Here is an 11616-nt window from a genome sequence, read left to right as displayed (position 1 = left end):
CGGCCTCGCGGGGCGGGCGCCGGGCGCCGGCTCGCGGTCCAGGGCGCCCGCGGTCACGACGCGCAGGCCGCGGGCCTCCGCGTAACCGGCGAGCGCCTCGTCCAGGGCGGCCAGTTCGCGCAGCGCGGCGCGCAGCCGGTCCGCACGTGGCCCGGACGGGGCGTCCAGCGCCGCCTCCAGGTCGCGGACCAGGGTGCCGACGCGGACCCAGGCACCCTCGGGCTCGCCCGCGGCCAGGCGCCGGTCGAGGGCGCCCAGCGACTCGGCGAAGGTGCCCATGATCTGCTCGACCCGGGCCGCCAGGCGGGGTGCCAGGTCGATGTCGACGTCTGCCGCGGCGGCCAGCGCGCGGGCGTGGCCCGTCGCGTTGGTGAGCAGGGCCAGCCGGTTGGGCGCGTCCGCGCCACGCACGCCGAGCGGCATCTTGATCAACGGCCGGGCCAGGCCCTGGATCTGGAACAGCGCCGCGTCCACGCCGCGGGCGGCACCGCGCAGCCGGACGGGGGCCGCGGGGTCCTTCCAGCGGTCGGCGATCCCGGCGACGAGCCGCTCGACGGCGGCGGCGAAGCCGCGCTCGGCCTCGCGCACGAGGCGGCCGTTGGAGACCGGGAAGATCACCGCGGCGCACACGGTGGCGACCGCGATGCCGATGGCGTTGTCGAGGAGGCGTTCGGCCAGGAGGTGGTCCATCCCGCTGTAGGGCGTGGTCAGCCCGTACATCTGGACGAGCGCGGCGACGAGGCCGACGACCCAGAACGCGTAGGCGCGCTGCATGCCCCAGGCGCCCAGCGAGAGGCCGGCGACGATGACGGCGAGGGTCGCGTACACGTGGCCCGGGCCGATCAGGTGCAGGAGCAGCACTCCGATCACGGCGCCGACGACCGTGCCCGCCATGCGGTGGCCGAACTTGCGCACGCGGTCGTGCGTGGTGTTCGTGCCGAACAGCGTGATCATCACGCCGACCAGGCCCCAGTAGAACCGGCCGGGGTCGATGGCGTCGGAGATCGGCGCGACGATCGCGACGGCCACGCCGGCGTGCAGCGGCAGCCGCAGGTACGGCAGGGCGCGGCGCCAGCCCTTCACGTCCCGTTCGGCGGTCACGCGGCGGGCCACGGCGCCGGTGCCGGCCGGCCGGTTCTGCTCCAGCGCGACGGTGGGCTGGAAGGGGACCTTGGCCGGGGCGGTGGGGGCGTCCCAGCCGAGGGACAGCCACTGGGCGAGCGAGCCGGCCAGCGCGTCGAGCAGCTGCCCGACGCGCTCGGCGAGTTCGGCCGCCTCCGCCTCGTCGGTGGTCAGCTCCTCCCCGGCGGCGGCGACCGCGGCGGCCTGCTGCTGGATGAGCCGGGCGGCGGGGCGCAGCGCGCCGGCGCGGCCCAGCGGTGTGCCGCGCGCGATGACGAGTCCGACGACGACGGTCTCGCGCAGGGCCGGGGGCATCTCGAGGCGGGTCAGCCGCTGGACCGCCTGGCCGATGCCCTGGAGCGCGAGTTCCGCGTCGAACAGGTGGCGGTGCAGGAGTTCGGCGCTGTCCGGATCGGCGGCGACCTCGGGCTGGGCGAGCCGCCCGTCGATAATGACCGTGGTCATGTTCAGGCGCCGCATGCTGCGGCGCATCTTCTTGACGGCGCTGTCGTGGTCGGCGTCGGGGTCCAGCGCGGCGACCGCCGAGTCGGCGACCCGGCGGGCCTCCACGACGAACGCGCGCTGCGTGCGCAGCAGGTCCTCGCGGGGCATCGGGTAGCAGAACACCAGCCGGGCCGCGAGTACGCCCGCGCAGCTGACGAGCGCCACCAGGAACGCCTTGAAGCAGAGGTTCAGCGGGATGGCGGCCATCATGCCGACCATGAACGAGTTGAACAGCATCATGCCCGTGAGCAGGTACATGGTGCCGAAGCGCGCGAGGAAGAAGGTGAGCGCCAGCCCGAAGCCCATCAGGGTCAGTTCGAGCGGCCTGTCGTCGTGCAGGGTGGCGGTGAGCGGGAGGACCGCGGAGAACGGGACGGGCATCCACAGGATGGCGCGGGCCAGGCGCGGCGCGGTGTTCTCGGCGACCGCGAAGGCGCTCATCAGGCCCATCATGCCGCCGACCGTCATGCCGAGCATCGCGGGCAGGCCCAGGGCGACGGCCATTCCGTAGCCGACGGCGAGCGCGGTGATCATGGATATGACGGAGCGCCATCCGGCCTGGAGCTGACCGAGGCCGGGGTCGGCCGCGAGGATCCAGTCCCACCAGCGGCGGGGACCGCCGACGCGTGGCGGCGCGACGGGGAGGGGATGGTGGCCGGCGGTGGGGGACGCGGTGCCGGGTGTGCCGGACTCCGCCACCGTGGAGGTGGCGGTCGTCGTGCGGACGGGGGCGGTCAACTGACCTCCGCTTCGATCGGGGTGTGCAGGGCGTCAAGAAGGAGGGAGACGGCCTCGCGCGCGGCGAGGACGGCGCGTTCGGAGTCCTCGGTGCCGCTGCCGCGGGCGGCGAGCCCGGCGTGGATGGCTCCGGCCATGCGCTGGCGGGCCTCTTCGAGGAACCGGCGGCCCTCGGGCGTGATGGAGGCGTCGACGGCGCGGCGGTCGGTGGCGCAGCGGGTGCGCGCGGCCAGCCCGCGTTCGACGAGTTCCTGGAGGACGACGGTCACGCGGGGTTGCGTCAGGCCGGTGTCCGCGGCGAGTTCGGTGACGCGCAGGCCGCGCGTCTCGAGGGCGTCGAGGACCGAGACGTGACTGCGCGAGAGGCCGAACTCACCGGCCCGGTAGAGGTCGCGCGACAGCCGGCCGATGTTTCGCAGGAGCCCGCGGGCGGCGGCAACGACCCGCTGCTCGTCGGACACCGGCGATGAATGCATACAGCAATTATATAAGGGAGTGATCGGGTTTCATTACCGTGGTGCCGCACGGAGGGTCAAGGCTCGGTGTGGATTTTTTATGGCGCCCGCGGCCCGGGCGGCGGCTCCCGGCCGCTCGCACCCCTGCCCCGCCTGGCCCGTACCGGTCCGCCCCGCCGCGGGCGCGAGGGGCCGGGGGCCGCGTACCGGGGCCTGGTACGTGACGGGAATCACCTCCCGGGAGCCGTACGCGTCCCTCACGCACCGGGGCGCGCCGCCGCCGCGGTCCACGGGAAGGCCCGGGAACGCCCGTGGGCCGCGGACCGGTCGGTCCGCGGCCCACGGGGCCGGTCCGGCGACGGAGGCCGCCGGGTCGGGTGCTACTTCTCCAGCGCGCCGTCCACGCGGCGCGGCAGCCCCTGCGGGTTGTCGTCGCGCAGTTCCTCCGGCAGCAGCGCCGCCGGGGTGGACTGGTAGGACACCGGCCGCAGCCAGCGCTCGATCGCCGTGGCGCCCACGGACGTCGAGGTGGAGGTGGTGGCCGGGTAGGGGCCGCCGTGCTGCTGCGCGTCCGCGACGGCGACGCCCGTGGGCCAGCCGTTGACGAGCACGCGGCCGGCCAGGGGCGTCAGCGCGCGCAGGAGCTCGCCGGCGCCCGGGACGCTGCCGTCGCCCTCGCCGTCCGAGAGGTGCAGCGTCGCGGTCAGGTTGCCGGGCAGCCGCGAGAGCACCGCGCCGATCTCGTCGACGGACGCGTAGCGCGCCACGACGGTGACCGGGCCGAAGCACTCCTCCAGGAGCAGGTCGTGCTCCCCCTCCCCGGCGAGCCGGGCCGCCGGGACGGTCAGGAAGCCGGCGCTGACGGTGTGTTCGCTGCCGGCGCCCGGCGTGACCGGGGCCTTGACGTCCGCCAGCCGGGCCCGCTCCTCGATGCCCCCGATGAACGCGTCGCGCATGCGGTGGTCGAGCATCACGCCGTGCTCGGTCTCGCTGACCGCGGCGGTCAGGGATTCGAGCAGCCGGTCGCCCGCCTCGCCCTCCGGCGCGAGGACGAAGCCGGGCTTCGTGCAGAACTGGCCGACGCCCGAGGACATGGAGCCCGCGAGCCCCGCGCCGATCTCGCCGGCGCGCTCGGCCGCGGCCGCCTCGGTGATCACCACCGGGTTGAGCGAGCCGAGTTCGCCGTGGAAGGGGATGGGCTCGGGCCGCGCCGCCGCCGCGTCGTACAGGGCACGGCCGCCGCGCACGGAGCCGGTGAAGCCGGCCGCGGTGACCAGCGGGTGCTTGACGAGGGCGACGCCCGCCTCGAAGCCGTGCACCAGGATCAGCACGTCCTCCGGCAGACCGACCTGGGCGGCGGCCCTGCGGATGACCGACGCGCACAGCTCGGAGGTGGCCGGGTGGTCGGGGTGCGCCTTGACCACGACGGGGCAGCCGGCGGCGAGGGCGCTCGCCGTGTCCCCGCCCGGCACGGAGAACGCCAGCGGGAAGTTGCTCGCCGCGTAGACGGCGACGACGCCGAGCGGCAGCTTGTAGCGGCGCAGGTCGGGCCACGGCGGGGTGCGGGAGGGGTCGGCGTGGTCGATGCGGACGTCGAGGAACCAGCCGTCCTCGACGACCTCCGCGAACGCCCTGAACTGTGCCGAGGTGCGGGCGAGTTCGCCGGTGAGCCGGGCCGGGCCGAGCGCCGTCTCGGCGTCGGCCGCCTCGATCACGTGCTCGCCCGCCTCGTCCAGCAGGTCGGCGGTCTTGCGCAGCAGCGCGGCGCGGGTCGTGCGGTCCGCGAGGGCGCCGCGCACCGCGTGCGCTCTGCGCACCGCGTGGTCGACCTCCTCGGCCGTCGCCTCGTCGGCGACCTGCTCGCGCTGCTTCCCCGTGCGAGGGTCGACACTCCAGACTGGTGTTGCTGCCACCGCGGCTTCCTTCCCAAGGGCCTGGGCCTGCGGGCCGTTCCGAGGCTGAATTCGCTAGTGTTCGCTATTCTGAACACGATTCCTGATGGTGAATCTTCAGGGACTCTATTTCCGGCGTTCTGTGTGGTCAAGGCCGTCAGGAACGGTCAGGGAGAAGGGGCAGGGCGAGGCGTTATGGCGGCTGTCGAGACAAACGGGGGCGGCGGTTCGAACGGGACCGCGGGAGCGGGCGGCGCCCAGGTCAAGTCCGCCGTACGGACGGTGGAGCTGCTCGAGTACTTCGCGGGCCGCCCCGGGATGCACTCGCTCGCCGCCGTCCAGGAGGCCGTCGGCTACCCGAAGTCCAGCCTGTACATGCTGCTGCGCACCCTGGTCGAGCTCGGCTGGGTCGAGACGGACGCGACGGGGACACGCTACGGCATCGGGGTGCGCGCCCTGCTGGTGGGGACCTCGTACATCGACGGCGACGAGGTCGTCGCCGCGGCCCGGCCCGCGCTCGACCGGCTCTCCGACGACACGGCCGAGACGATCCACCTGGCGCGGCTCGACGGCACCAACGTCGTCTACCTCGCGACGCGCCAGTCGCAGCACTACCTGCGGCCGTTCACCCGGGTCGGCCGGCGCCTGCCCGCACACTCCACGTCCCTCGGCAAGGCCCTGCTGTCGACGTACAGCGACGAGCAGGTCCGGGCGATGCTGCCGGAGCAGCTGCCCGCCCTCACCGAGAACACGATCACCGACCGGGAGAAGCTCATCGAGGAACTCCACGCCGTGCGCGAGCAGGGCTTCGCGGTGGACCGCGAGGAGAACACCCTGGGCCTGCGCTGCTTCGGCATCGCCATCCCCTACCGGACGCCCGCGCGAGACGCGGTCAGCTGCTCGGTGCCGGTGGCCCGGCTCACCCCGGCCCACGAACAGACCGTCCGCGAGGCGCTGTTCGACGCCCGCGACCGCCTGACGATGGCGACGCGGCGGCTGTGACCGGCGACGCGGGCGCCGTTGACCGGGCGGACGTGGAGAGCGGGACGGCCGCGCCCGGCGGCGGCGCCGGGACGCCGGACGGCGCGGCGGCCGGCACGTCCGGCGGGGCGGCCGCCGACGTGGTGCTGCGGGAGGTCGAGGACGCCGACCTCCCGCTGCTTTTCGACATGATGCGGGACCCGGCCGCCGTCCGGATGGCCGCGTTCACGCACGAGGACCCCGACGACCGCGCCCACTTCGAGGAGCACTGGGCGCGCGTCCGCGCCCCCGGCCGTACGGACGTCCTGCGGACGGTCCTGGCCGGCGGCGAGGTCGCGGGCATGGCAGGGCTGTACGGGCCGATGGCCGAGGGGCGCGAGGTCACGTACTGGGTGGACCGCGCGCTGTGGGGCCGCGGCATCGCGACCGCGGCGCTGCGCGCCCTGCTCGCCCTCGTCCCGGACGAACGCCCGCTGCGCGCGAGCGCCGCCGCGGACAACGAGGGGTCGCTGCGGGTGCTGCGGGCCTGCGGGTTCGAGATCGTGGGCGAGTCCGTGTCGTACGCGAACGCGCGGCGGGGCCCCATCGCCGAGCTGCACCTCGTCCTGCGCTAGAGCCCGCCCTTCGGGCGGACGGCGCCCTGTGTCGGACACGGCCCAGGCCCGGGCATCACGGCCCGAGCGCCACGGCCCCCGGTAAGCAGGGCCCGACGCCTCCCGCCGGGCCGTCCGGGGCGGGGCGGGCCCCTCACGGGGTCGGGGCCGCGGGCCACCGGGCACGTGACGTGCGCCGGTGGCCGGTTCGCGTCCCTCCCGCCCGGGCCCGGGGCCGCCTTCACTACTTGTCGCCGCCAACTCCCCGCGTCCCGAATCGCGTTCATCTTCTTGACGCGGACCGGACAACGCCACATCATCGGCTCACCCTTGAGAGCGCTCTCCCCGACGAGAGGCCCCCCATGCCACGTTCCGCAGCAACCCCGCCCGAAAGCCGGTCCGGCACCGCACCGGGGCCCGGCTCCCGGCGCACCTTCCGCCCCCTGCCGCCGTCCGCCGCCCTCACCGCCCCGGGGCCGGCCCGCTCGCCCCGCACGCGGGCGGCCCTCCTCCTCGCCTTCCTCGTCCTCGCGGCGAGCACCCTGCTCGCGACCGGCGCCGGGCCCTCCCGCGCCGCCGGGCCCGCCCTCCTGTCGCAGGGCAGACCCGCGACCGCCTCCTCCACCGAGAACGCGGTCTTCCCCGCGTCGTCCGCGGTCGACGGCGATCCCGGCACGCGCTGGTCCAGCGCCCCCGGCGCCGACCCGCAGTGGATCCAGGTCGACCTCGGATCGGCCCAGAGCATCTCCCAGGTCACGCTGAGCTGGGAGGCCGCCTACGCGAGCGCCTTCCAGATCCAGGCCTCCACCGACGGCTCCCACTGGACGACGCTCTACTCGACGGCCGCGGGCACGGGCGGCACCCAGACGCTCCCCGTCTCCGGCTCCGGCCGCTACGTACGGATGTACGGCACCCAGCGCGCGACCGCGTTCGGCTACTCCCTCTGGGAGTTCCAGGTCTACGGCGGGTCGCAGGACGGCGGCGGCCAGCCGTGCGGGACCGCCACCGCGGCGCTCGGCAAGCCCGCCACGGCGTCCTCCGTGCAGGACGCGAGCTTCTCGCCGTCCGCCGCGTTCGACGGCAACGCCGGGACCCGCTGGTCCAGCGCGGCGAGCGACCCGCAGTGGATCCAGGTCGACCTCGGCGCCGCCACGACGGTCTGCGGCGCCCAGCTGACCTGGGAGGCCGCGTACGCGACGGCCTACGAGATCCAGGTGTCCGCGAACGGCTCGTCCTGGACGTCGGTGTACGCGACGACCAGCGGCAAGGGCGGCACGGAGACCGTGTCCTTCACGGCGACGAGCGCCCGGTACGTGCGGATGTACGGGACGCACCGCGCCACCCCCTACGGCTACTCGCTCTGGGAGTTCAGCGTGCTGACCCCCGGCGGCACGGCCCCGCCCACCGGCGGCAACGGGGACTGCCCCTGGGTGGGTTCGACCGCGCCGGTCGCGACCCGCGTGGCGCAGGTGCTGGCCCAGATGACCCAGGCCCAGAAGATCTCGCTGCTGCACGGCAACGGCAACGCCTCGCCGTACATCGGCGACCTGTCCGGCATCCCGTCGCTGTGCGTCCCCGACGTGGGCTTCCAGGACGGTCCGAGCGGCGTCGGCGACGGCATGGGCGGCGTGACGCAGCTGCCCTCGGCCGTCTCGTCGGCCGCGACCTGGAACCCGTCGCTCGTGCAGCAGTACGGGGCGGTCGCCGGCGCCGAGTTCGCGGGCAAGGGCGCGGGGGTCGCGCTCGGCCCGACGCTGAACATCGTGCGCGATCCGCGCTGGGGCCGGGCCTTCGAGACGTACAGCGAGGACCCGTACCTGACGTCGGCCATGGCGACGGCCAACGTGCAGGGGATCCAGAGCCAGGGCGTCATGGCGGAGCCGAAGCACGTCGCCGTCTACAACCAGGAGACGAACCGCAACGGGCCCGCCGACAACGCGATCGTCGACACCCGCACCCTCCAGGAGATCTACCTGCCGGGCTTCCAGTCGGTGGTGGGCAAGGGCGCCGCGGCGTCGGTGATGTGCGGGTACGCCACGGTCAACGGCGACTACGACTGCGACAGCGGCTACCTGCTGAACACCGCGCTGTACCAGCAGGCCGGCTTCAACGGCTTCGTCACCAGCGACTGGGGCGGGGCGCACTCCACCGTGAAGGCCGCGAACAACGGCATGACGGTCGAGATGCCCGGCGGCTACTTCTACGCCGACTTCCTGGCGCAGGCGCTGGCGAACGGCCAGGTCAGCCAGGCGACGCTGAACACGATGGTGGGACGCGTGCTGACGCAGATGTTCGCGTTCGGCCTCTTCGACAAGAAGAACACCGGATCACCGACCGCGACGGTCACCTCCGCCGCGCACCAGGACACCGCCCGGCAGGTCGCCGAGCAGGGCACCGTCCTGCTGAAGAACGACGGCAACGTGCTGCCGCTGACTTCGGCCGCCAAGTCCGTGGCCGTGCTGGGCACGGACGGCGGCGCGGGCGTGCAGAGCGTGGGCGGCGGCAGCGCCACGGCCACCAGCTCGGGCACGGTCTCCCCGCTCGACGGGATCAAGGCGCGCGCCGGCTCGGGCGTGAGCGTGAACTACGACGACGGCACGAACATCGCCTCGGCCGTCGCGCTCGCCAAGGCGTCGAACGTCGCGATCGTGTTCGCGAGCTACGGCGAGCAGGAGGGCACGGACCTGACGAGCATCGACCTGCCGGGCCAGCAGAACTCTCTGATCTCGCAGGTCGCCGCCGCCAACCCGAACACGATCGTGGTCCTCAACACGGGCTCGGCGGTGACGATGCCGTGGCTCGGCCAGGTGAAGGCCGTGGTCGAGAACTGGTACGCGGGCCAGACCGTCGGCACCGCGCTCGCGCGGCTGCTGTACGGGGACGACGACTTCTCCGGCAAGCTGCCGGTGACGTTCCCGAAGAGCCTCGCCGACGTGCCCGCGCACACCACGGCCCAGTGGCCGGGCAACGGCACGAACGTCCAGTACTCGGAGGGTCTCGACGTCGGCTACCGCTGGTACGACGACAAGGACGTCGCACCGCTCTTCCCGTTCGGCTACGGCCTCTCCTACACCTCGTTCTCCTTCTCCGGCCTGGCGGTCGGGGGCGCGGACGGCGCGGGCGACCGCACGGTCACCGCGACCGTCACCAACACCGGCTCACGCGCGGGCGCCGAGGTCGCCCAGCTCTACCTCGGTTCTCCCGCGGCGGGCGAGCCCGCGAAGCAGCTCAAGGGCTTCCAGCGGGTGGACCTGCAGCCGGGCGCGAGCGCGAAGGTGTCGTTCACGCTGACGCCGCACGACCTCGCGTACTGGTCGACGTCGTCCAACACCTGGACGACGCCTGCCGGTTCGTTCCGCGTCCAGGTCGGCGACTCGTCGCGGAACCTGCCGCTGACGGGCAGCTTCGCCGTGAGCGCCGCGGCCGGGGCCCGGGCGGCGACGGCGCCCTCGGCGGCGGGCGGCACGAACGGGTCGCTGACCCTGGCGAATCCGCACGGCATGTCCAGCCCGGCGGGCGCGAAGGTCTCGCTGCCGGTCCGGGCTTCGGCCCCGGACGCCGTGTACTCGGCCACCGGGCTGCCGCGCGGCCTGCGCCTGACGGCGGACGGGGTGGTCACGGGAGCGGCCACCGCGAAGGGCACGGCAACCGTGACCGTCACGGCCGCCACCCCGGCGGGCGCGCGGGCCACCGCGAGCTTCGTCTGGACGGTGACGTGACGGCGGGCCGCTGAGGGCGGGCCGTCCGCACCGCGGCCCGGCCGGACGGCGCGGGCGGCCGGTCGCGTCGCTCCGGCTGCCCGGGGGCCTGCCCCCGTCGGCCGGAGCGGCGCGCCCGCGAGGCCGCCCGCCGGCGCGGCACCGCGTCAGGTGCGCAGGTAGGAGGCGCCGTTGAGGTCGAGCACCGTGCCGGACGCCCACTCGGCCTCGGCGGAGGACAGCCACAGCACCGCCGCCGCGATCTCCTCCACCGTCGCCACCCGGCCGAACGGGCTCTGCGCGCGGATCACCTCGCCCTCGGCGCCGGTGAGCCGGTGGGCGACGCGCTCGGTGTCGATGAAGCCGGGCGCGACCGACGCGACCGCGATGCCGTGCGGCGCGAGCGCCACGGCCAGCGACTGGCCGAGGGCGTGCAGGCCCGCCTTGGACGCGCCGTACGCCGGGTAGTCCGGCTCGCCGCGGAACGCGCCCCGGGAGCCGACGTTGACGATCCTGCCCCGCACGCCCCGGTCGACCATCCGGCCGGCGACGCGGTGGCCGAGCAGCGCGGGCGCGGTCAGGTTGACCGCCAGGTGCCGCTGCCACAGCTCCGCGAACTCCTCGTAGGAGGTCGTCAGCGGCGGGTGCGCGTCGTTCACCGCGGCGTTGTTGACGAGGACCTCCACCCCGCCGAGCCCCTCGTCGGCGGCGTCGGCGACCAGGGCCGCGCCCGCCGGGTCCGACAGGTCGCCGCCGACCAGCACGTGGCCCTCGCCGGGCAGCGCCCGCAGCGTCTCGCGCGCGCCCTCCTCGCGGCTGCCGTAGTGCACGGCCACCCGGTCGCCGCGCGCGGCGAAGGCCGCGGCGAGCGCCCGGCCGAGGCCGCCCGACGCGCCGGTGACGAGGACGCCGCGCCCCTGGGCGGTCACAGCGCCTTCGCGGCCGGTTTGACCATGCCGCGCACCGTACGGGACTTCACGAAGTCGCCCATGGCGGTCATCTCCCACTCTCCCGAGAACTGCCGGATCAACTTCGCCATCATGACGCCCGTCTCCGCCTCGGCGTGCGTCAGGTCGAAGCGGACGAGCTCCTCCTCCGTGGCGGCGTCGATCAGCCGGCAGTACGCCTTGGCGACCTCGGTGAACTTCTGCCCCGAGAACGAGTTGACGGTGAAGACGAGGCCCGTCGCCTCGGCGGGCACGCGGCCGAGGTCGACGACGATGGCCTCGTCGTCGCCCGCGCCCTCCCCGGTGAGGTTGTCGCCGGAGTGCTTGACGGCACCGTCGAGGATGGTCAGCTTGCCGAAGTAGCAGCTGTCGATGTGCTTGCGGTCCGGCCCGTAGGCGATGACGGACGCGTCGAGGTCGATGTCCGCGCCGCGGAAGGCGGGTTCCCAGCCGAGGCCCATCTTGACCCGGGACAGCAGCGGGCGGCCGCCCTTGACCAGCGAGACGGTCTGGTTCTTCTGGAGGCTCACGCGCCCCTTGTCCAGGTTGATCTTCCCCCCGGACGCAGGCGCCGGGGCGGAGGCGGCCGGGGGCACGGGCGGCGCGGGCGGCGGGGTCGGGGCGCCGGAGCCGGGCGCGTACGAGGGGGTCGGCGGTGCGGGCGGGGCGGCGGCCGCCGCCGGGTC

At 74.7% G+C, this 11616-nt stretch carries 8 protein-coding genes; 3 read left to right on the top strand and 5 right to left on the bottom strand.

Annotated features, from left to right (window positions below; genetic code table 11):
- The 3 genes from L1885_RS15080 to L1885_RS15070 all read right to left on the bottom strand — a co-directional run.
- A partial coding sequence (locus tag L1885_RS15080) for an FUSC family protein (protein WP_235797619.1) occupies positions 1 to 2364 on the bottom strand: 2364 nt, incomplete at its 3' end.
- On the bottom strand, positions 2361 to 2840 hold the full coding sequence (locus L1885_RS15075) for a MarR family winged helix-turn-helix transcriptional regulator (protein ID WP_235797618.1): 480 nt from the start codon (positions 2838 to 2840) through the stop codon (positions 2361 to 2363). The genes L1885_RS15075 and L1885_RS15080, both read right to left, overlap by 4 nt.
- A gap of 359 nt (positions 2841 to 3199) precedes the next feature.
- Positions 3200 to 4732 (bottom strand): aldehyde dehydrogenase (NADP(+)), encoded by a 1533-nt coding sequence (locus L1885_RS15070; RefSeq protein WP_235797617.1) that lies wholly within the window; start codon positions 4730 to 4732, stop codon positions 3200 to 3202.
- 174 nt (positions 4733 to 4906) lie between these two features.
- Between L1885_RS15070 and L1885_RS15065 the strand changes: the two genes are divergently transcribed.
- The 3 genes from L1885_RS15065 to L1885_RS15055 all read left to right on the top strand — a co-directional run bounded on the left by L1885_RS15065 (position 4907) and on the right by L1885_RS15055 (position 10004).
- On the top strand, positions 4907 to 5713 hold the full coding sequence (locus L1885_RS15065) for an IclR family transcriptional regulator (protein ID WP_235797616.1): 807 nt from the start codon (positions 4907 to 4909) through the stop codon (positions 5711 to 5713).
- A gap of 119 nt (positions 5714 to 5832) precedes the next feature.
- Positions 5833 to 6306, top strand: a complete 474-nt coding sequence (locus tag L1885_RS15060; RefSeq protein ID WP_308117328.1) for a GNAT family N-acetyltransferase — start codon at positions 5833 to 5835, stop codon at positions 6304 to 6306.
- Positions 6307 to 6647: 341 nt separating this feature from the next.
- Positions 6648 to 10004 carry a discoidin domain-containing protein gene (locus L1885_RS15055; protein ID WP_235797615.1) on the top strand — a complete coding sequence of 1119 codons (3357 nt, stop codon included), beginning with the start codon at positions 6648 to 6650 and terminating at the stop codon, positions 10002 to 10004.
- 146 nt (positions 10005 to 10150) lie between these two features.
- Here L1885_RS15055 and L1885_RS15050 read toward each other — a convergent pair whose 3' ends face one another.
- Together L1885_RS15050 and L1885_RS15045 are read right to left on the bottom strand one after the other, a co-directional pair.
- Positions 10151 to 10912, bottom strand: a complete 762-nt coding sequence (locus tag L1885_RS15050; protein WP_235797614.1) for an SDR family NAD(P)-dependent oxidoreductase — start codon at positions 10910 to 10912, stop codon at positions 10151 to 10153.
- Positions 10909 to 11616: TerD family protein (locus L1885_RS15045; protein ID WP_235797613.1), on the bottom strand; the 708-nt coding region annotated here is incomplete at its 5' end. The genes L1885_RS15045 and L1885_RS15050, both read right to left, overlap by 4 nt.

Source organism: Streptomyces fuscigenes (genome assembly GCF_021556455.1).
Classification (GTDB): domain Bacteria; phylum Actinomycetota; class Actinomycetes; order Streptomycetales; family Streptomycetaceae; genus Streptomyces; species Streptomyces fuscigenes.
Note: the sequence above shows the minus strand (reverse complement) of the source record. Positions and strands in the feature narration are given on the sequence as shown.

Coding starts and splice junctions, on each gene's coding strand:
- L1885_RS15075 (WP_235797618.1), bottom strand. CDS start 2,840: ATGCATTCATCGCCGGTGTCCGACGAGCAGCGGGTCGTTGCCGCCGCC.
- L1885_RS15065 (WP_235797616.1), top strand. CDS start 4,907: ATGGCGGCTGTCGAGACAAACGGGGGCGGCGGTTCGAACGGGACCGCG.
- L1885_RS15055 (WP_235797615.1), top strand. CDS start 6,648: ATGCCACGTTCCGCAGCAACCCCGCCCGAAAGCCGGTCCGGCACCGCA.